19 protein-coding genes are annotated in these 20,109 nt (G+C 68.1%); 14 read left to right on the top strand and 5 right to left on the bottom strand.

Annotated features, from left to right (window positions below):
- Positions 1-38: 38 nt before the first annotated feature.
- The 6 genes from metH to hisG are packed head-to-tail and all read left to right on the top strand — an operon-like array spanning position 39 to position 7,267.
- Positions 39-3,608, top strand: a complete 3,570-nt coding sequence (gene metH, locus AZG88_RS47870) for a methionine synthase (protein ID WP_061701480.1) — start codon at positions 39-41, stop codon at positions 3,606-3,608.
- A complete protein-coding gene (locus tag AZG88_RS47865) occupies positions 3,601-4,293 on the top strand; it encodes an HAD family hydrolase (protein WP_005243022.1) in 693 nt (230 codons plus the stop codon). Before metH ends, AZG88_RS47865 begins: the two co-directional genes overlap by 8 nt.
- Positions 4,294-4,308: 15 nt before the next feature.
- A complete protein-coding gene (gene trhO / locus AZG88_RS47860; protein WP_061701479.1) occupies positions 4,309-5,166 on the top strand; it encodes an oxygen-dependent tRNA uridine(34) hydroxylase TrhO in 858 nt (285 codons plus the stop codon).
- A 1-nt stretch (position 5,167) separates the two neighbouring features.
- A complete protein-coding gene (locus tag AZG88_RS47855) occupies positions 5,168-6,061 on the top strand; it encodes a pseudouridine synthase (protein WP_061701478.1) in 894 nt (297 codons plus the stop codon).
- A gap of 25 nt (positions 6,062-6,086) precedes the next feature.
- Entirely contained in the window at positions 6,087-6,368 is a 282-nt protein-coding gene (locus tag AZG88_RS47850) for a phosphoribosyl-ATP diphosphatase (RefSeq protein ID WP_009473527.1), read from the top strand.
- Between the two features lie 47 nt (positions 6,369-6,415).
- Positions 6,416-7,267, top strand: a complete 852-nt coding sequence (hisG, locus tag AZG88_RS47845) for an ATP phosphoribosyltransferase (protein WP_061701477.1) — start codon at positions 6,416-6,418, stop codon at positions 7,265-7,267.
- Positions 7,268-7,331: 64 nt separating this feature from the next.
- On the opposite strand, the gene AZG88_RS47840 is transcribed toward hisG, so the two are convergent.
- Both AZG88_RS47840 and AZG88_RS47835 read right to left on the bottom strand, forming a co-directional pair.
- Complete coding sequence (locus tag AZG88_RS47840) at positions 7,332-8,168, bottom strand: thioesterase family protein (RefSeq protein WP_061701476.1); 837 nt, start codon at positions 8,166-8,168, stop codon at positions 7,332-7,334.
- Positions 8,165-9,070 (bottom strand): RecB family exonuclease, encoded by a 906-nt coding sequence (locus AZG88_RS47835; RefSeq protein WP_005243009.1) that lies wholly within the window; start codon positions 9,068-9,070, stop codon positions 8,165-8,167. The genes AZG88_RS47840 and AZG88_RS47835 overlap by 4 nt, the downstream gene beginning before the upstream one ends.
- A gap of 95 nt (positions 9,071-9,165) precedes the next feature.
- On the opposite strand from AZG88_RS47835, the gene AZG88_RS47830 reads away from it, so the two are divergent.
- Positions 9,166-10,020 carry a tRNA (adenine-N1)-methyltransferase gene (locus AZG88_RS47830; protein ID WP_025432818.1) on the top strand — a complete coding sequence of 285 codons (855 nt, stop codon included), beginning with the start codon at positions 9,166-9,168 and terminating at the stop codon, positions 10,018-10,020.
- A 49-nt stretch (positions 10,021-10,069) separates the two neighbouring features.
- Here AZG88_RS47830 and AZG88_RS47825 read toward each other — a convergent pair whose 3' ends face one another.
- A complete protein-coding gene (locus tag AZG88_RS47825) occupies positions 10,070-10,573 on the bottom strand; it encodes a hypothetical protein (RefSeq protein ID WP_061701475.1) in 504 nt (167 codons plus the stop codon).
- Between the two features lie 182 nt (positions 10,574-10,755).
- Between AZG88_RS47825 and arc the strand changes: the two genes are divergently transcribed.
- Positions 10,756-12,531 carry a proteasome ATPase gene (gene arc / locus AZG88_RS47820; RefSeq protein ID WP_005243005.1) on the top strand — a complete coding sequence of 592 codons (1,776 nt, stop codon included), beginning with the start codon at positions 10,756-10,758 and terminating at the stop codon, positions 12,529-12,531.
- Positions 12,532-12,596: 65 nt separating this feature from the next.
- On the opposite strand, the gene AZG88_RS47815 is transcribed toward arc, so the two are convergent.
- Entirely contained in the window at positions 12,597-13,145 is a 549-nt protein-coding gene (locus AZG88_RS47815; protein ID WP_061046061.1) for an NUDIX domain-containing protein, read from the bottom strand.
- Between the two features lie 82 nt (positions 13,146-13,227).
- Here AZG88_RS47815 and AZG88_RS47810 point away from each other — a divergent pair, with 82 nt between their 5' ends.
- The 5 genes from AZG88_RS47810 to prcA all read left to right on the top strand — a co-directional run bounded on the left by AZG88_RS47810 (position 13,228) and on the right by prcA (position 17,201).
- The gene (locus AZG88_RS47810; RefSeq protein WP_005243002.1) at positions 13,228-13,605 is read left to right on the top strand and encodes a nitroreductase family deazaflavin-dependent oxidoreductase; all 378 of its coding nucleotides are present in this window, start codon (positions 13,228-13,230) and stop codon (positions 13,603-13,605) included.
- Positions 13,606-13,679: 74 nt separating this feature from the next.
- Positions 13,680-15,179, top strand: coding sequence for a depupylase/deamidase Dop (gene dop, locus AZG88_RS47805; protein ID WP_005242993.1), 1,500 nt, complete (start codon positions 13,680-13,682; stop codon positions 15,177-15,179).
- Positions 15,180-15,349: 170 nt separating this feature from the next.
- Positions 15,350-15,544, top strand: coding sequence for a ubiquitin-like protein Pup (locus AZG88_RS47800; RefSeq protein ID WP_005242990.1), 195 nt, complete (start codon positions 15,350-15,352; stop codon positions 15,542-15,544).
- The gene (gene prcB / locus AZG88_RS47795) at positions 15,541-16,425 is read left to right on the top strand and encodes a proteasome subunit beta (protein WP_025432817.1); all 885 of its coding nucleotides are present in this window, start codon (positions 15,541-15,543) and stop codon (positions 16,423-16,425) included. The genes AZG88_RS47800 and prcB overlap by 4 nt, the downstream gene beginning before the upstream one ends.
- Positions 16,422-17,201 (top strand): proteasome subunit alpha, encoded by a 780-nt coding sequence (gene prcA, locus AZG88_RS47790; protein WP_005242982.1) that lies wholly within the window; start codon positions 16,422-16,424, stop codon positions 17,199-17,201. Before prcB ends, prcA begins: the two co-directional genes overlap by 4 nt.
- Here the strand turns inward: prcA and AZG88_RS47785 are convergent.
- Positions 17,192-18,658, bottom strand: coding sequence for a phosphatase PAP2 family protein (locus tag AZG88_RS47785; protein ID WP_005242980.1), 1,467 nt, complete (start codon positions 18,656-18,658; stop codon positions 17,192-17,194). The two genes, prcA and AZG88_RS47785, sit on opposite strands and share 10 nt — an antisense overlap.
- 73 nt (positions 18,659-18,731) lie before the next feature.
- Here AZG88_RS47785 and pafA point away from each other — a divergent pair, with 73 nt between their 5' ends.
- The gene (gene pafA / locus AZG88_RS47780) at positions 18,732-20,090 is read left to right on the top strand and encodes a Pup--protein ligase (RefSeq protein ID WP_005256282.1); all 1,359 of its coding nucleotides are present in this window, start codon (positions 18,732-18,734) and stop codon (positions 20,088-20,090) included.
- Positions 20,091-20,109: the final 19 nt, after the last annotated feature.

Here is a 20,109-nt window from a genome sequence, read left to right as displayed (position 1 = left end):
GGCCAGCATTGGTTCGCGCGCCCACTAGTCTGGACGGCATGTCTGCGCCATTTCACTCTGCCCTGCTCGATGCGTTGAACCAGCGCGTTGTCATCGGCGACGGAGCCATGGGCACCATGTTGCAGGCCGCGGACCTCACGCTCGACGACTTCCTCGGGCTCGAAGGCTGCAACGAAATCCTCAACGACACCCGCCCTGACGTGCTGAAAGGCATCCACCGCGCGTACTTCGAGGCCGGGGCGGACGCCGTCGAGACCAACACGTTCGGGTGCAACCTACCCAACCTCGCCGATTACGACATTTCGGACCGTATCCGGGAACTGGCCGAGAAGGGCACCCGGCTGGCGCGTGACGTGGCCGACGAGATGGGGCCCGGACGCGACGGCATGGGCCGCTTCGTCCTCGGCTCGATGGGACCCGGAACCAAGCTGCCGACGCTGGGCCACGCGCCGTTCGCGGTCCTCCGCGACGCCTACGCGGAGGCTGCGATGGGCATGATCGACGGGGGCGCGGACGCGATCCTCGTCGAGACCTGCCAGGACCTGCTGCAGGTGAAGGCAGCCATCCTCGGCAGTCAGCGGGCGATGGAGACGCTGGGGTCGCGGCTGCCGATCATCACCCACGTCACGGTCGAGACCACCGGCACGATGCTCCTCGGCAGCGAGATCGGTGCCGCGCTGACCGCGCTCGAGCCGCTCGGTATCGACATGATCGGCCTCAACTGCGCGACCGGTCCCGCCGAGATGAGCGAACATCTCCGCCACCTGTCCAAGTACAGCTCCCTCCCGGTGTCGGTGATGCCCAACGCCGGACTGCCGCAGCTCGGCCCGAACGGCGCCGAGTACCCGCTCACCGCGGAGGAGCTCGCCGAGGCGCTCAGCGGTTTCGTCACCGAGTTCGGTCTCGGTCTGGTCGGCGGCTGCTGCGGCACCACCCCGGAGCACATCCGGCAGGTGGCCGAAGCGGTCCGCCTGGTCGAGAAGGCCGAGCGGAACCCGGTGCACGAGTCGGGGACGTCCTCGCTGTACACGGCGGTGCCGTTCCAGCAGGACGCCAGCATCCTGATGATCGGTGAACGCACGAACACCAACGGCTCCAAGGCATTTCGCGAGGCGATGATCGCCGAGGACTACCAGAAGTGCCTCGACATCGCGAAGGACCAGACCCGCGACGGCGCCCACATGCTCGACCTCAACGTCGACTACGTCGGACGCGACGGTGCCGTCGACATGGCCGCCCTCGCAAGCCGGTTCGCGACGTCGTCGACGCTGCCGATCATGCTCGACTCCACCGAGCCCGCGGTCCTGCAGGCCGGCCTCGAGCACCTCGGCGGCCGGTGCGCCGTGAACTCCGTCAACTACGAGGACGGCGACGGACCGGACTCGCGGTTCCAGAAGATCATGCGGCTCGTCACGGAGCACGGCGCCGCCGTCGTCGCGCTGACCATCGACGAGGAGGGCCAGGCGCGCACCGCGGAGCACAAGGTCCGCATCGCCGAGCGTCTGCTCGAAGACATCACCGTGAACTGGGGTCTCGACGAGTCCGACATCATCATCGACGCGCTGACCTTCCCGATCTCCACGGGTCAGGAAGAGGTCCGCCGCGACGGCATCGAAACGATCGAGGCGATCCGCGAGCTGAAGAAGCGGCATCCGCGGGTGCACTTCACTCTCGGCGTGTCCAACATCTCGTTCGGTCTCAACCCGGCGGCCCGGCAGGTCCTGAACTCGGTGTTCCTGCACGAGTGCACCGAGGCCGGCCTGGACACGGCCATCGTGCACGCGTCGAAGATCCTGCCGATGGCGCGGATCCCCGACGAACAGCGGGAAACGGCCCTCGACCTGGTGTACGACCGCCGCCGCGAGGGCTACGACCCGCTGCAGAAGCTGATGGAACTGTTCGAGGGCGTCTCCGCGGCGTCGGCGCGCGAATCCCGCGCCCAGGAACTGGCGGCGCTGCCGTTGTTCGAGCGGCTGGAACGCCGCATCGTCGACGGTGAACGCAACGGCCTCGACGACGACCTCACCGCGGCGATGGAGGAGAAGCCGCCGCTCGCGATCATCAACGAGACGCTGCTGTCCGGCATGAAGACCGTCGGCGAACTCTTCGGGTCCGGGCAGATGCAGCTGCCGTTCGTGCTGCAGTCCGCCGAGGTGATGAAGGCGGCCGTGGCATACCTCGAACCGCACATGGAGGCCACCGACGAGGACGGCAAGGGCCGCATCGTCATCGCCACCGTGAAGGGCGACGTCCACGACATCGGCAAGAACCTCGTCGACATCATCCTGAGCAACAACGGGTACGACGTGGTGAACCTGGGCATCAAGCAGCCGATCGCGACGATCCTCGACGCGGCGATCGAGCAGAAGGCCGACGTCATCGGCATGTCCGGGCTGCTCGTGAAGTCGACCGTGGTGATGAAGGACAACCTGCAGGAACTCAACGCCAAGGGTGTCGCGGAGAAGTTCCCCGTCCTCCTCGGTGGTGCCGCGCTGACCCGTTCCTACGTGGAGAACGACCTGGCCGAGGTGTACGAGGGCGACGTCAGCTACGCGCGCGACGCGTTCGAGGGCCTGCACCGGATGGACGAGATCATGGCCGTCAAGCGTGGCGGCGGACCCGACCCGGACAGTCCGGAAGCGATCGCGGCCCGCGAGAAGGCGGCCGAACGGAAGGCACGGCACGAGCGGTCCAAGCGAATCGCGGAGAAGCGCAAGGCGGCCGAGACCCCGATCGAGGTGCCGGAGCGATCCGACGTGGCCACCGACATCGTCGTCCCGAGCCCGCCGTTCTGGGGCAACCGGATCGTCAAGGGCGTCTCGCTGTCGGACTACTCCGGGCTGCTGGACGAGCGCGCCCTGTTCCTCGGGCAGTGGGGTCTGCGCGGGCAGCGTTCCGGCGACGGTCCCACCTACGAGGAACTGGTGGAGACCGAGGGCCGACCCCGCCTGCGGTACTGGCTCGACCGGCTGAGCACCGAGGGAATCCTCGCGCACGCCGCCGTCGTGTACGGCTACTTCCCCGCCGTGTCCGAGGGCGACGACGTGGTCGTGCTCACCGACCCGACACCCGACGCCGAGGAACGCTTCCGGTTCACGTTCCCGCGCCAGCACCGCGACCGTTTCCTGTGCGTCGCCGACTTCGTCCGGTCCCGCACCGAGGCGAAGGAGACCGGTCAGGTCGACGTGTTCCCGATGCAGCTCGTCACCATGGGGCAGCCGATCGCGGACTTCGCGAACGAGCTGTTCGCCGCCAACGCGTACCGCGACTACCTCGAGGTGCACGGCATCGGCGTGCAGCTGACGGAATCGCTGGCCGAGTACTGGCATCAACGGGTCCGCGAGGAACTCGTGCTGCCCGGCGGTCACAACGTGGCCGAGCAGGACCCGTCCGAGGTGTCCGGATTCTTCGACCTCGCCTACCGCGGTGCCCGCTACTCCTTCGGATACGGTGCCTGCCCCAACCTGGAGGACCGCGCGAAGATGGTCGCTCTGCTCGAACCCGAACGGATCGGTGTGAAGTTGTCCGAGGAATTGCAGTTGCATCCCGAGCAGTCCACGGATGCGTTCGTGCTGCACCACCCGGAAGCGAAGTACTTCAATGTCTGATGCATTCGACGGTCTCGCAGGTGTTCTGTGGGACATGGACGGAACGCTGCTCGATTCCGAGAAGATGTGGGACGTCGCGGTCCGCGAGTTGTCGCTGCACCTCGGCGGTCCGATGACCGAGGAGACGCGGCTGAAGACGATCGGCGCGTCCAGCGCCAACGCCCTCGGCGTCATCTTCGACGCCCTCGGGCTCGACCGGGATCCGGCGGCGCTCGCCGAGGCCAAGGAATGGATGTTCACCCGCGTCGAGGAATTGTTCGGCGACGGGATCCCGTGGCGGCCGGGCGCCCACGACGCACTGCGGACCGTCCGGTCGCACGGCCTGAGGTCGGCGCTGGTGACCAACACCGAGCGCCGGCTCACCGAGCGGGCACTCGAGACGCTCGGCAGGCACCACTTCGACCACTCCGTGTGCGGCGACGAGGTGCCGGCAGGCAAACCGCATCCCGACCCGTACCTGCGGGGCGCGGAACTGCTGGGACTGGATCCGTCGCAGTGCCTCGCCATCGAGGACTCGCCCACCGGTGCGGCGTCCGCGCAGGCCGCGGGGTGCGTCGTCCTGATCGTTCCGTGCGAGATCGCGGTGGCCGACGGCCCGGGGCGGGTGTTCCGGGACAGTCTCGAGGGTCTCACCGGTTCCGACCTGGCAGAGGTGTGGGCGCAGCGGAGTGCCGTCCGTCTCTAGGTAGTCTGGTATCCCGTGGCTGTCCCGAAAATCGTGCTGTTCTACGTGTTCACTCCGCTCGCCGACCCGGAGGCGATACGGCTGTGGCAGTACACACTCGCCGAGGCGAACAACCTGACCGGACGGATCCTCGTCTCCGAGCACGGCATCAACGCGACGGTCGGTGGTGACATCCACGACGTCAAGCGGTACGTGAAGGGGACGCGCAGCTACGCCCCGTTCAAGGACGCCGACATCAAGTGGTCGAACGGGCTCGGTGACGACTTCCCGCGGCTGAGCGTCAAGGTGCGATCGGAGATCGTGACGTTCGGTGCGCCGGGCGAGCTGAAGGTGGACGCGGACGGTGTCGTCGGCGGCGGCACCCACCTCGCGCCCGACGAGGTGCACCGCCTGGTCGAGGGTCGCGGTGACGACGTCGTCTTCTTCGACGGGCGCAACGGTTTCGAGGCGGAGATCGGCCGATTCCGGGACGCCGTCGTGCCCGACGTGTCCACCACGCGCGAGTTCGTGCACGAACTCGACAGCGGCAAGTACGACCATCTGAAGGACAAGGCCGTCGTCACCTACTGCACCGGGGGAGTGCGGTGCGAGGTCCTGTCGTCGCTGATGCGCTCACGCGGGTTCGGCGAAGTCTACCAACTGGACGGCGGCATCGTCCGCTACGGCGAGACGTTCGGTGACACGGGCCTGTGGGAGGGATCCCTGTACGTCTTCGACAAGCGGATGAACATCGAGTTCAGCGATCAGGCCAAGACTCTGGGGCGCTGCAGCAAGTGCGGGGGTCCGACGTCCCGGTACGAGAATCTGCCGGACGATCGGGGCCGCGAACTCGTGCTCGTCTGCGCCGGCTGCACCGAGAACAGGGCGGGCTGAGGTGGCGGGGGCGCCCCTGCCGGTCCGCAACGGCCTCGGTCCCGACCGCATCCGGATGCCGGCAGGCGTCGGCGCGAAGACGGTCGCCGAATTCCTGGTCGAGGCGTACCCGGACGAGCGCGCGCACTGGCTGTCCCTGATCGACGGCGGGGACATCGTCGACGAGCACGGGAGGGTCGTCGACCGCGGGACCCGTTATGCCCCGACCCGTTTCGTGTACTTCTACCGCGACCCCGCACCCGAGATCCCGGTTCCGTTCGAGATCGACGTCCTGCACCGCGACGACCACCTCGTGGTCATCGACAAACCCCATTTCCTCGCGACCATTCCGCGGGGCGCGCACATCACCGAGACGGCGGTCGTGCGGCTGCGGAGGGCGCTCGACCTGCCCGACCTCACGCCGGCCCACCGGCTCGACCGGATGACGGCCGGCGTCCTGGTGTTCCTGATCAGGCCGGAAGACCGCAGGCCGTATCAGGAACTGTTCGTCTCCCAGCAGGTCACCAAGGAGTACGAGGCCGTCGCCGGGCACGATCCGACGCTCGCGTTTCCGCGGACCATCCGCAGCCACATCGTCAAGGAACACGGGATCATGACGGCGACGGAGGAACCGGGAGAACCGAACAGCGAGACCGTCGTCGAGCTGATCGAGACCCGGGACCGCCGCGCGCGGTACCGGCTGTTGCCGAAGACCGGCCGGACGCACCAACTGCGGTTGCACATGTCGTCGCTGGGCCTGCCGATCGAGGGCGACAACTACTACCCGGACTTCCGCCGATCCGAGCCCGGTGACTTCTCGACCCCGCTGCGGTTGCTGGCGCGGGCCATCGAGTTCACCGACCCCCGTTCGGGCGAGGTCCGCCGGTTCGAGAGTCGCCGCACACTCGGGTGGTGACCGGTTCGGAGAGGTCCGCGGCGGCGTGAAACAATGGGTCCTCGTGAAGACCTTCGAATCCCTGTTCGCCGAGCTGACCGAGCGTGCCGCTACCCGCCCCGAGGGGTCCGGCACCGTTGCCGCCTTGGACGCCGGCGTCCATTCGCAGGGAAAGAAGATCCTCGAAGAGGCGGGTGAGGTGTGGATCGCCGCCGAGCACGAGAGCGACGAGGCGCTCGCCGAGGAGATCTCTCAGCTGCTGTACTGGACGCAGGTGCTGATGGTGGGTAAGGGCCTGAAGCTCGAGGACGTCTACCGACATCTGTGATCGGTGATCGAGACTCCTCCACCCGCTCCCGAAAGGAACCCTCAGCCATGCTGCGCGTCGCAGTCCCCAACAAGGGCTCGCTGTCCGAGTCCGCCGCCGAAATCCTCAGCGAGGCCGGCTACCGCCGTCGCACCGACTCCCGCGACCTGACCGTCCTCGACCCGTCCAACCAGGTCGAGTTCTTCTTCCTGCGCCCCAAGGACATCGCGATCTACGTCGGATCCGGTGAACTCGATCTCGGCATCACCGGCCGCGACCTCGCCCGCGACTCGGGTGCCCCCGTCTCCGAACGGCTGTCGCTCGGCTTCGGCCGCTCCACGTTCCGGTACGCCGCCCCCGCGGGCAAGGACTGGTCGGTCGAGGACCTCGCCGGACTCCGGATCGCCACGTCCTACCCCAACCTGGTGCGCGACGACCTGTCCGCCCGCGGGATCGAGGCCTCGGTCATCCGCCTCGACGGGGCCGTGGAGATCTCGATCCAGCTCGGCGTCGCCGACGCCATCGCCGACGTCGTCGGCTCCGGCCGCACGCTGCGCCAGCACAACCTGGTCGCGTTCGGCGACACCCTGTGCGACTCCGAGGGTGTGCTCATCGAGCGCGCCGGTTCACCCGCCGGCGATTCCGCGCGCAACCAGCTGGTCGAGCGGGTGCGCGGCATCGTCTTCGCGCAGCAGAACCTGATGCTCGATTACGACTGCCCCAAGACGATCCTCGGCGACGCGTTGAAGATCACCCCGGGCCTGGAGTCGCCGACATTGTCGCCGCTCGCCGACGAGAACTGGGTCGCGGTCCGGGCGATGGTGCCGATCAAGGGCCACAACGGAGTCATGGACGAACTCGCGGACCTCGGTGCCAAGGCCATCCTCGCGTCCAACATCCGGTCCTGCCGCGCACTCTGATCTCGTTCCACCGCAACACGATCCGCGCCCGTTCCGCCCGCAACACGATCCGCGCTCGCTCCGCTCAGGGGCGGGCGCGGACCTGTACGGTCTGGGCGATCCGGCCGACGGCGCCGGTCTCGTCGTAGAGCACGCCCGCGCACATGCCCACTCCGTCGGGTCCGATGGAGGTTTCGGAGCTGACCCCCACCCAGTCGCCCTCGGGGACCCGGAAGATGTGCACGGTGAGGTCGGTGTTGAGGAACGTCCAGTCTGCCGGGTCGAGTTTCGATCCCACGCCGTTGGCGATGTCCGCGATGGAGAACAGCCGCTCGAGCGGCGTCATGGCCTCGCCGAGAACCAGTGCGGGCCGCGGCTTCGCCCACAGCTTGCCCGGGCCCTCGCATCCCATCTCGGCGATCCACCGCCAGTCGAGGGTCGTCAGGTAGCCCGAATTCCAGGCCTCGCCGAACTTGCCGTCCCGGCCGGTGGACCGCGGTTCGAGCGGCGGGTCGACGACGTGGACGGCGTCGCTGGTGTCGACGGTCTCCATCCGCCACGCCGAGCCCCGCGCCACGGCACGGGGCCGGTCGCCGACGGTCCACAACTCGGCGACCGCCAGCTCCACCCGGCGTCCCGGTCGCTGCACCCAGGACCGGACCTCGAGTTCGGCGATCGGGATGGGACCGAGGATCTCGACCACGACCCGCGTGAGTCGCACGTCGTCGCGAGGCGCGCAGCGCTCGAGTGCTCGCACGAGCAGCGCGGACGGGGGAGCGCCGTGCTGCATCGTCTCGGCCCACACACTGATCGTCAGATCCGTGCTGTCGAACCGCTCGACGGTGATCTTCTGGTCCGAGTCCACTTCCGGCGCACTCAGTGCTTCCGAACCGAGTGGTACGTAATAGGACTCGGAACTCATTCGACAATCTCCTCGAAACCCGGTGCGTCTTCGGCAGGCCCCTCGGGCCATCCCGGGTAGGGAGGCGGCGTTCCGCCGAACGAGGGGCACAGGGACTTATGATCACACCAGTCGCAGAGCCGGCTCGGCTTGGGTCGGAAATCGCCGGTGACACCGGCCGCCAGGATGGCCTTCCAGATCGCCGACAGCGTGCGCTCGAACCGCAGCAGTTCGTCCTCGTCGGGTGCGTAGGTGAGGACCGTGCCGGACGCGAGGTACAGCAACCGCAACTGCGCGGGGACGATGCCGCGGGTGCGCAGCAGGACCAGCGCGTAGAACTTCATCTGGAACAGCGCCTTGGACTCGGACATCTCGCGTGGTGCACGGCCGGTCTTGTAGTCGACCACCCGCACCTCCCCGGTGGGGGCGACGTCGATGCGGTCGACGAATCCGCGGAGCAGCACCCCGTCGGCGAGTTCGGTCTCGACGCGCTGTTCGCACGATTCGGCCTCGAACCGGGTGGGGTCCTCGAGCTCGTAATACGCGGTGACGAGGGACCGCGCCTCGTCGAGGAACGTGTCGCGCTGGTCCTCGGGGACCAGGTCGATCAGGTCGGGGGCCTCGGCGAGAATGCGCTCCCACGACGGGAGGACCAGATCGACCGCCTTCTGCGGAACGCGTTCGGCCGCGGGCAGCCCGAACAGGGTCTCCAGCGCGGCGTGCACGACCGTGCCCTTCACCTGCGCGCGCGACGGCGCCTCGGGGAGCCGGTCGACCGCGCGGAAACGGTAGAGGAGCGGGCACTGCTTGAAGTCGCCGGCGCGGGACGGTGACAGGGCGGGGCGCCTGCGGGTGGCCGAAGTGTCGCCGGGCTGTGACGGGGAACCCTTTGTGACGGGGGCTGGCGACTCTGAGATGCTCACACCTGGCAGGGTAGGCCCCCGGTCCGACAGTCGAGTCGGGGCTGCGGTGCGGGCGCCGGACGGCGCCGGACGAACAGGCTGAGGAGTCGGTGACGATGGTGGGACGCGAAACGCGACCGAGTGGACCGTTTCGGGTGGGCGATCGCGTCCAGTTGACGGACGCCAAGGGCCGGCACTACACGGTCAACCTGGAGGCCGGCAAGGAGTTCCACACGCACCGCGGCGGCATCCTGCACGACGACCTGATCGGCACCGACGAGGGCAGCGTGGTCAAGTCGACCAACGGCACCCCGTACCTCGCGCTGCGACCGCTGCTCGTCGACTACATCCTGTCGATGCCCCGCGGGGCGCAGGTCATCTACCCGAAGGACGCCGCGCAGATCGTCCACGAGGGCGACGTCTTCCCCGGCGCCCGCGTGCTCGAGGCCGGCGCCGGCTCGGGCGCGCTGACGTGCTCACTGCTGCGAGCGGTCGGTCCGGAAGGGCGGGTCATCTCGTACGAGGTGCGCGACGACCACGCCGAACACGCGGTCCGGAACGTCGAGACGTTCTTCGGGGAGCGTCCCGAGAACTGGGACCTGACCATCGCCGACGTCGCCGAGTTCGACGCCGAGGCGGCGGGCGGTCAGGTCGACCGGGTGGTCCTCGACATGCTCGCCCCCTGGGACGCGCTGCCCGCGGTGTCCAAGGCGCTGGTTCCCGGCGGTGTGCTCATCGTCTACGTCGCCACTGTGACGCAGCTCTCGAAGGTGGTCGAGGCGATGCGCGAGCAGGAGTGCTGGACCGAGCCGCGGTCCTGGGAGTCGATCGTCCGCGGGTGGCACGTCGTCGGGCTCGCCGTACGCCCGGAACACCGGATGCAGGGCCACACCGCGTTCCTGGTGAGCGCCCGGCGTCTCGCCGAGGGAACCGTCACCCCCAAGCCGCAGCGCCGGTCGGGCAAGGGCTGAGACACGCCTTCGGCGGCGCCCGGACAGGACGCCGCCGAAGGAGGGAAAACTAGCTGCAGCCGGCGCGTGCCATGCCCAGCAGGGTGCACGTGCTCTCGTCCGACACCTTCCAGGTGCCGTCGACGTTCTCCCACGTCCACGCGGTCGGAGCGGCCGTGCCGTGCGGGCTGACGATCGCGACGTTCGCCGTCGCGGTATCGCCCTCTACCTGCACATCCGTGACCGTGAAGGACACCGGGTAGCTGGCCATGGCCGCCGTCATGGCCTCGAGATTCGGGCGGCGTTCGTCGCCGTCGACGACCACGACGGTCTTCTCGTCGACCGGTCGGGCGGGGTCCACGAGGACCTGGAGCGTACCGAGCAGTTCGTCCGACGTGGGGGCGGCAACCGCCTCGCCTGCCGCGGACGACGTGGCCGCGGACGTCGCCGCCGCGGTGTCGGAAGCGTCGTCGGACGAGCAGGACGACATCCCGAGCGCGAAGACCACCGCGCCCACGGCAACCACGGACCTACCGATGAAGGATGTTCCGTTCAGGGGCTTGCGGATTATCACGACGAACCCTTTCGTTACACAGAACAGAGAGGAACTGCTCGACAGGTAGGTAAGGCTAACATGAGAGGTTCGGTGGCCCAGGGCGTCACGTATGCCGATTCGCAATCGGCAGAATCCGTGTCACGGCGCAGAATTCGGGCAGTGCCGGTAGCGTTGATAGATCTCATTGGGAGGAGACGCACATGAGCTCGACAGAGAACCCCGATTCGGTTGCGGCCGCACGAGAGCTCGAGGCGTTGCGCGCAGAGGCGTCGGCACTGCGCAGGCAGCTCGCGGAGTCGCCGGAACAGCTTCGTGAGATGGAATCGCGAGTGGACTCGCTGTCCATCCGGAACACCAAGCTGATGGACACCCTCAAGGAGGCCCGTCAGCAGCTCATCGCCCTTCGAGAAGAAGTCGATCGCCTCGGCCAGCCGCCGAGCGGGTACGGCGTGCTGCTCGGAGTGCACGACGATCAGACCGTGGATGTGTTCACCTCCGGACGCAAGATGCGGTTGACCTGCTCCCCGAACGTCGACGCCGAGACCCTCAAGCTCGGCCAGACCGTGCGCCTCAACGAGGCGCTCACGATCGTGGAAGCGGGCAACTTCGAGCGTGTGGGTGAGATCAGCACGTTGCGCGAGGTCCTCGACGACGGTCAGCGCGCCCTCGTGGTCGGCCACGCCGACGAGGAACGGATCGTGTGGCTGGCCGAACCCCTCGCGACCGTCTTCGAGGAGAGCGAGAGGGAGTCGATCGCGTACGACGCGGAATCGCCCACCCGCAAACTACGGCCGGGCGACTCCCTCCTCGTCGACACCAAAGCCGGGTACGCGTTCGAGCGGATCCCCAAGGCCGAGGTCGAGGATCTGGTCCTCGAAGAGGTTCCCGACGTGCACTACGACGACATCGGCGGCCTCGGACGGCAGATCGAGCAGATCCGTGACGCCGTCGAGTTGCCGTTCCTCCACAAGGACCTGTTCCACGAATACGAGCTGCGGCCACCGAAGGGTGTCCTCCTCTACGGTCCGCCCGGGTGCGGTAAGACGCTCATCGCCAAGGCGGTCGCCAACTCGCTCGCGAAGAAGATCGCGGAGGCCCGGGGACAGGACAGCAAGGAAGCCAAGTCCTACTTCCTCAACATCAAGGGCCCCGAGCTGCTGAACAAGTTCGTCGGCGAGACCGAGCGGCACATCCGGCTGATCTTCCAGCGGGCCCGGGAGAAGGCGTCCGAGGGCACCCCGGTGATCGTGTTCTTCGACGAGATGGATTCGATCTTCCGTACCCGCGGGTCGGGTGTCTCCTCCGACGTCGAGACCACCGTCGTGCCTCAGCTGCTCAGTGAGATCGACGGTGTCGAGGGACTCGAGAACGTCATCGTGATCGGCGCATCCAACCGCGAGGACATGATCGACCCCGCGATCCTGCGTCCCGGCCGCCTCGACGTGAAGATCAAGATCGAACGCCCCGACGCGGAATCGGCGCAGGACATCTTCTCGAAGTACCTCGTCGAGACGCTGCCGGTGCACGCCGACGACATCGCGGAGTTCGGCGGCGACCGCACGGCCTGCATCCGGGTGATGATCGAACGGGTCGTCGACCGCATGTACGCCGAGAGCGAGGAGAACCGCTTCCTCGAGGTCACGTACGCCAACGGTGACAAGGAGGTCCTGTACTTCAAGGACTTCAACTCGGGCGCGATGATCCAGAACATCGTCGACCGCGCCAAGAAGTACGCGATCAAGTCGGTGCTCGACACCGGTGCCCCGGGCCTGCGGGTCCAGCACCTGTTCGACTCCATCGTCGACGAGTTCTCGGAGAACGAGGACCTGCCGAATACCACCAACCCCGACGACTGGGCCCGGATCTCGGGCAAGAAGGGTGAGCGGATCGTCTACATCCGCACACTGGTCACCGGTAAGAACGCGAGCGCGAGCCGCGCCATCGACACCGAATCCAACACGGGCCAGTACCTGTAAGCCGTTCGGCACCACCTGCGCGGCGGGAACTCGAACACGGGTCTCGCCGCGCAGGCGGCCGGGTGTCAGCGGTCCCGTGTGACGAGGTAGTCCTCCAGGAGCGCCCGGGTGTCCGGCACGAACGGCCACTGCGGGTCGCGCAGATGCGTCACCAGTTCGTGGGGCGTCCACCACCAACCCGACGCGATCTCGCTGGCCTGGTGGACGATGGGTCCGTCCCAGTGCGTCTCGTAGGCGTACAGGTGGCACCGCAGCCGCATTCCCTGCCAGTGCCCGTCCCACGCCACCGCCGCGATGGGGGTGAGGCCCACTCCGGTGACGCCCAGTTCCTCCGCCAGTTCCCGGCTCGCGGCCTCCTCCGGGGTTTCCCCCGGATCGACCACCCCGCCCGCCAGGCAGTCGTGATGACCGGCGAACACCGTCTTGGTGTCCGAGCGTCGGTGCACGTAGAGGCGCTTCCCGTCGCCGGATCGGACGAGGACGCCGGCGCTCGCGTGCCACAACCCCTCGGCGTAGACGCGGGAACGCGCGGCGGACCCCACCGGTCGTCCCGCACTGTCGAACACCGCCACCACTTCATCCGTGCCGGGTGGGGTGTTCGGTGCGGAATCCATGTGTCGATCCTGCCAGCCCCCCGGCGAACGTCGGTACTGTCGAGGTCGGTTGCTCGTTCCGGTGTCGAAGGGGTGCGAGGTCATGGCGTTGCCGCGTTCGATCGCCCGGTTCAACCGGGTCGTGACCAATCAGGTGAGCCGGCACGTCGCGACGATCCTGCCCGGTTTCGCCATCGTCGAGCACCGGGGCCGCACGTCGGGCAAGACGTACCGCACACCCGTCAACGTGTTCGTCGTGGACGGCCGCTACCGGTTCGCGCTGACGTACGGTGCGCAGAGCGACTGGGTGCGAAACGTGGTGGCGGCGGGCGGATGCACCATCGTGACGCGCCGCCGGACGGTGCACCTGACGGGCCCGAGGATCGTCACCGACAGCACCCACTCCTGGGCCCCCGCCGGGGTCCGCACGGTGCTCCGGGCGATCTCGGCGGACGAGTACCTGGAGTGCTCGCCGGACTAGCCGCCGGGAGCGGACGGCTCGCGTAGCAGGAGTGTGCCACCGGGTGGCGTCGGTGATCGCATAGGCTCGGCAGCATGCAGCGGATCATCGGTGTCGAAGTCGAGTACGGAATCTCCTCACCCAGCGAGCCTTCGGCCAATCCGATCTTGACGTCCACCCAGGCGGTGCTGGCCTATGCGGCGGCAGCGGGAGTGCCGCGCGCCAAGCGCACCCGATGGGACTACGAGGTGGAATCCCCGCTGCGGGATGCCCGCGGGTTCGACCTGGGCCGGCTGAGCGGCCCGGCGCCGGTGATCGACGCCGACGAGGTCGGCGCGGCCAACATGATCCTCACCAACGGCGCCCGGCTCTACGTCGATCACGCGCACCCCGAGTACTCGGCCCCGGAGGTCACCGACCCCCTGGACGCCGTCATCTGGGACAAGGCCGGCGAACGGGTGATGGAGGCGGCCGCCCGGCACGCGTCGAGCGTTCCCGGCGCCCCGCGACTGCAGCTGTACAAGAACAACGTGGACGGCAAGGGCGCGTCGTACGGCACCCACGAGAACTATCTGATGTCCCGGGCCACGCCGTTCTCCGCGGTGATCAACGGGCTGACGCCGTTCTTCGCGTCCCGTCAGGTGATCTGCGGGTCGGGCCGGGTGGGCATCGGCCAGTCCGGTGACGAGGCCGGTTTCCAGCTGTCCCAGCGGGCCGACTACATCGAGGTGGAGGTCGGGCTCGAGACGACACTCAAGCGCGGCATCATCAACACCCGCGACGAACCCCACGCGGACGCGGACAAGTACCGGCGTCTGCACGTCATCATCGGCGACGCGAACCTCGCCGAGATGTCGACGTACCTGAAGGTCGGGACGACGGCTCTGGTCCTCGATCTCATCGAGGCCGGTGTCGACCTCACCGACCTGCAGCTGGCCCGCCCGGTGACCGCCGTGCACCACATCAGCCACGACCCGACGCTGCGCGCCACGGTCGCGCTGGCCGACGGCCGGGAACTGACCGGGCTTGCCTTGCAGCGGATCTACCTGGACCGAGTCGACAAGTTCATGTCCGCCGAGGGCAACGACGACCCCCGCGTCGCCGATCTGATGGAGAAATGGGCGATGGTGCTCGACCTCCTCGAGCGGGATCCGATGGAGTGCGCTCACCTGCTGGACTGGCCGGCCAAGCTGCGTCTGCTCGAGGGTTTCCGGAACCGGGAGGGCCTCAACTGGTCCGCGCCGCGACTGCATCTCGTCGACCTGCAGTACTCGGATGTCCGCCTGGACAAGGGGCTCTACAACCGGCTCGTCGCCCGCGGGTCGATGGAACGCCTCGTCTCGGAGCAGGCCGTGCTCGACGCCGTCGACACCCCGCCCACCGATACCCGCGCCTACTTCCGGGGTGAGTGCCTGCGCAAGTTCGGCGCCGACATCGCGGCCGCGAGCTGGGATTCGGTGATCTTCGATCTCGGTGGCGACTCCCTGGTCCGTATTCCCACCCTCGAGCCGTTGCGGGGCAGCAAGGCGCACGTGGGGGAGTTGCTGGAGTCGGTGGAGACCGCGAAAGAACTCGTCGACGAGCTCACGAACTGACCCGTCGACCGGTCGCGGACGGATCTGCGCCGGAACTCGCCGTCGCGTCGGCACACGTGCGGCGGCGACGCTCGGTAGGGTGAAGGTCCGAGCGGATGATGTAGTCAGACTGCTTGGCAGGACAGGACGCTCGGAAGAAGAGCTCCCTTCACACAAGGAGGTCGGCTGCGATGGCGCAAGAGCAGACCAAACGTACTGGTGGCGGCGACGAGGACGACACCCCCGGCGGAGACGGTGCCGCGGGTCAGGAACGTCGCGAAAAGCTGGCCGAGGACACCGACGACCTGCTCGACGAGATCGACGACGTGCTCGAGGAGAACGCCGAAGACTTCGTCCGGGCCTATGTCCAGAAGGGCGGCCAGTGACGGCGGATCGACCGGCATTGCGGACAGGCGACGGTGACACGAAGCTCAGTTTCGGTTCGAATCTGAGCTCGTTCACCGAGTATCTGCGTGGTCACGCACCAGAATTGCTGCCGGAGAATCGGATCGGCCATCGTTCGCACTCGACACGGGGTGGTGACGGGATGGAGAGCGGTGATCTCGCACCGCACGGAACGACGATCGTGGCGCTCACCTACAAGGGTGGCGTCCTGCTCGCCGGCGACCGGCGCGCGACCCAGGGCAACCTGATCGCCAGCCGGGACGTCGAGAAGGTGTACGTCACCGACGAATATTCGGCGGCCGGCATCGCCGGCACCGCGGGGATCGCCATCGAACTGGTCCGCCTGTTCGCCGTCGAACTCGAGCACTACGAGAAGATCGAGGGCGTTCAGCTGACGTTCGACGGCAAGGCCAACCGCCTGGCGTCGATGGTCCGGGGCAACCTGGGGGCGGCGATGCAGGGTCTCGCGGTCGTCCCGCTGCTTGTCGGCTACGACCTCGACGCGGACGACGAGGCCCGCGCGGGCCGCATCGTCTCGTACGACGTCGTCGGCGGCCGGTACGAAGAGCGCGCCGGATACCACGCGGTCGGTTCGGGATCGTTGTTCGCGAAGTCGGCACTGAAGAAGATCTACTCGCCGGACAGCGACGAGGAGACCGCCCTGCGGGCGGCCATCGAATCGCTGTACGACGCGGCCGACGACGACTCGGCCACCGGTGGGCCCGACCTGACCCGCGGCATCTACCCGACCGCGGTCACGATCACCGAGGCCGGTGCCGTGCACGTGTCCGAGGAGACGACGTCCGAGTTGGCTCGGCGCATCGTCGCCGAGCGCACCGAAGAAGGGGGGTCTGCGCGATGACCATGCCGTATTACGCGTCCGCCGAGCAGATCATGCGGGACCGCTCGGAACTGGCGCGCAAGGGAATTGCCCGCGGACGCAGCGTCGTGGTGCTCACGTTCCGCGACGGCGTGCTGTTCGTCGCGGAGAATCCCTCCACCGCGCTGCACAAGGTCAGCGAACTGTACGACCGGCTCGGCTTCGCAGCCGTCGGCAAGTACAACGAGTTCGAGAATTTGCGGCGCGCCGGGATCGTCCATGCCGACATGCGCGGCTACTCCTACGACCGCCGGGACGTGACGGGCCGATCGCTGGCCAACGCGTACGCGCAGACCCTGGGCACGATCTTCACCGAACAGCCCAAGCCGTACGAGGTGGAGATCTGCGTCGCGGAGGTCGGGCGAGTGGGCAGCCCGAAGGCGCCCCAGCTGTACCGCATCACCTACGACGGATCCATCGTCGACGAACAGCATTTCGTCGTGATGGGTGGCACGACCGAGCCGATCGCGACCGCCATGCGCGAGTCGTACCGTGCCGACCTCGATCTCGAGGCGGCGGTCGGTATCGCGGTCAACGCCCTGCGTCAGGGCGGTGCCGGGGAAGGCGAGAAGCGGAACGTCGACATGGCCAGCCTCGAGGTGGCCGTGCTCGACCAGTCCCGGCCTCGCCGCGCGTTCCGGCGGATCACCGGACCCGCGCTCGAACAGCTGATTCCCGCAGCGCCTGCGGCCGCCTCGGAGCCCGCTCCGGAGTCGAAGCCGGACACCGAGACGAAGCCGGCCGACCCTCAGGACTGAGGCCGGTACACCGCGATCGCTTCGGGCACCGTCCGGAAGTCGAACCTCAGGGCGTCGGCGACCACTTCACCGTCGGTGGCCAGCGCAACCGGCGAGCCGTCCACGCGGACGGTGAGCCGGGGCACGAGGGATCGGACGTACACCCGGCTGCTTCCGAGCGTTCCGGTGGCGGCGGCGAACAGCAGCCGCGGCCGGGACGCTCGCCGGTCGGCCCGCACGTACCGGACATCGAGCAGTCCGCCGGTGATGGCGGGACGCGACATCGGAACCTGATCGCCGGGGGAATACCGACCGTTCCCCACGAACAGCATCCAGACCTTCACCGGCCTGCCGTCGATGGTGACGGCGAGCGGTGTTGCCGCGGAGAGAATCCGGATCATCGCCACACATGCCGCGGGCCACTTTCCGTACCGTGGCTGCCACTTCTCCCGCAGTCGCACCGCGTCGGGATAGCCGCCGAGACTGGCGGTGTTGAGGAACGGCGCCGGCTCCGCGACATCGGTGTGGACGACGGCCTGATCGACGAGAACCGCATGCCCGGTCTCGACGGCGTTCACCGTGTCCGAGATGTCGGCGACGCCGGCATCCCGTGCGAAGTGATTGAGCGTGCCGCCCGGGAACACCGCCAGCGGCAACGCGTGACGCGCTGCAGCGGACGCGACGGCGACCACGGTCCCGTCTCCACCGCACACTCCGAGTGCGCGCGGCTTCCTGTCGGTCACCCAGGCGTCGAGTTGTTCGGCGAAATCGCGGTCGGTGTCGAGTGCGCGCACGTCGGCCTTGGGGAGAGCGGTCGTGATCTCCTCACTGGGATCGACACTGTCGGGCCCGGACTCCGGGTTGACCACCACGAGCAGGTCCTCACCGCCCCGAAGTGCCGGTGCGTCGACGGTGGGGCCCAGCTCTGCCGGTTCCTCCGTGCGCACCGCCCACCAGCGGCGGGTGCCCGACGCGACGGCCCCGCCGAGTAGCAGCCCGGCGGCAACATCGGTCGGCCAGTGCACGCCGTTGTGCACACGGGAGTAGGCGACCGCGGCGGCAAGGGGGGCCACGACGGCAGCGGTCGCGGGCGATTCCAGGGCGACGCCCGTGGTGAACGCCGCCGCCGACGCCGCATGTCCCGACGGGAACGACGAGGACCGGGGGATCGCCACCCCGCGCAGCACGTTCGTCCATACGCGGGCAGGCGGGCGCCGCCGGGGGAACAGCGGTTTGAGGATGCCGTTGGCCAGACCGCTCGCCATCATGAGGGACAGCAGTCCGCGCACACCACCGCGGCGGGCGCGCCCACCGACCAGTCCCAGCACCGCCGCCACGAACCACCACAGGAGCCCCTTGTCGGCCGCGCGGCTGAGGAAGCGCATGGCCCGGTCGAGCTCGGAGGGGCTCAGATCGGCGCTGCGGTCGAAGACGATCTCGTCGGCCCGGTGGATTCGGCGTAAGTGTCGGTTCACCATCTCAGGGTATGCGCGGGGTGTCGCCGGAGGGTTTTACCGCTCCGCCGGGTGATCGGCGTTGTACTGTCGAGGTGTGCAGCGACGAATCATGGGAATTGAGACAGAGTTCGGTGTGACCTGCACCTTCCATGGTCACAGGCGACTGAGCCCGGACGAGGTTGCGCGCTACCTGTTCCGGCGGGTGGTGTCGTGGGGCCGGAGCTCCAACGTGTTTCTCCGGAACGGTGCCCGCCTGTATCTGGACGTCGGCTCGCACCCCGAATACGCGACAGCCGAGTGCGACAACCTCATCCAATTGGTCAACCACGACCGGGCGGGGGAGCGCGTTCTCGAGGAGCTGTTGATCGACGCCGAACAGCGGCTCGCCGAGGAAGGCATCGGCGGCGACATCTACCTGTTCAAGAACAACACGGACTCGGCGGGCAATTCGTACGGCTGTCACGAGAACTTCCTCGTGGCCCGGGCCGGCGAGTTCTCCCGGATCTCGGACGTGCTGCTCCCGTTCCTGGTGACGCGGCAGCTGATCTGTGGCGCGGGCAAGGTCCTGCAGACGCCGAAGGCGGCCACGTTCTGCCTGTCGCAGCGCGCCGAGCACATCTGGGAGGGCGTGTCCTCGGCGACCACGCGGTCGCGGCCCATCATCAACACCCGTGACGAGCCGCACGCCGACGCTGAGAAGTACCGCCGCCTGCACGTGATCGTCGGCGACTCGAACATGTCCGAGTCGACCACCATGCTGAAGGTGGGCACGGCGGCGCTCGTGCTCGAGATGATCGAGGCCGGGGTGTCGTTCCGCGACTTCGCACTCGACAACCCGATCCGCGCCATCCGCGAGGTCAGCCACGACGTCACCGGACGCCGCCCGGTGCGGCTCGCCGGCGGCCGGCAGGCCAGCGCCCTCGACATTCAGCGGGAATACCACGCGCGCGCGGTGGAACACCTGCAGAACCGGGATCCTGATCCGCAGGTCACTCAGGTCGTCGACCTGTGGGGTCGCATGCTCGACGCCGTCGAGACACAGGACTTCGCGAAGGTCGACATGGAGATCGACTGGGTGATCAAGCGCAAGCTGTTCCAGCGCTATCAGGACCGGCACGGCTTCGAGCTGGCCGACCCGAAGATCGCGCAGCTGGATTTGGCGTACCACGACATCAAACGCGGTCGCGGCGTGTTCGACGTGCTGCAGCGCAAGGGTCTGGTGAAGCGGATCACCGAGGACGAGACGATCGAGGCGGCGGTGGACACTCCGCCGCAGACCACCCGGGCGAAGCTGCGCGGCGAGTTCATCACGGCGGCGCAGGAGGCCGGACGCGACTTCACGGTCGACTGGGTGCACCTCAAGCTCAACGACCAGGCCCAGCGGACCGTGCTGTGCAAGGACCCGTTCCGGTCGGTCGACGAGCGGGTGGAGCGGCTGATTGCCTCGATGTAGCGGCGCTGTGAGAGTCCGT

Source organism: Rhodococcus sp. LB1, assembly GCF_001583455.1.
GTDB lineage: Bacteria > Actinomycetota > Actinomycetes > Mycobacteriales > Mycobacteriaceae > Rhodococcus_F > Rhodococcus_F opacus.
Note: the sequence above shows the minus strand (reverse complement) of the source record. Positions and strands in the feature narration are given on the sequence as shown.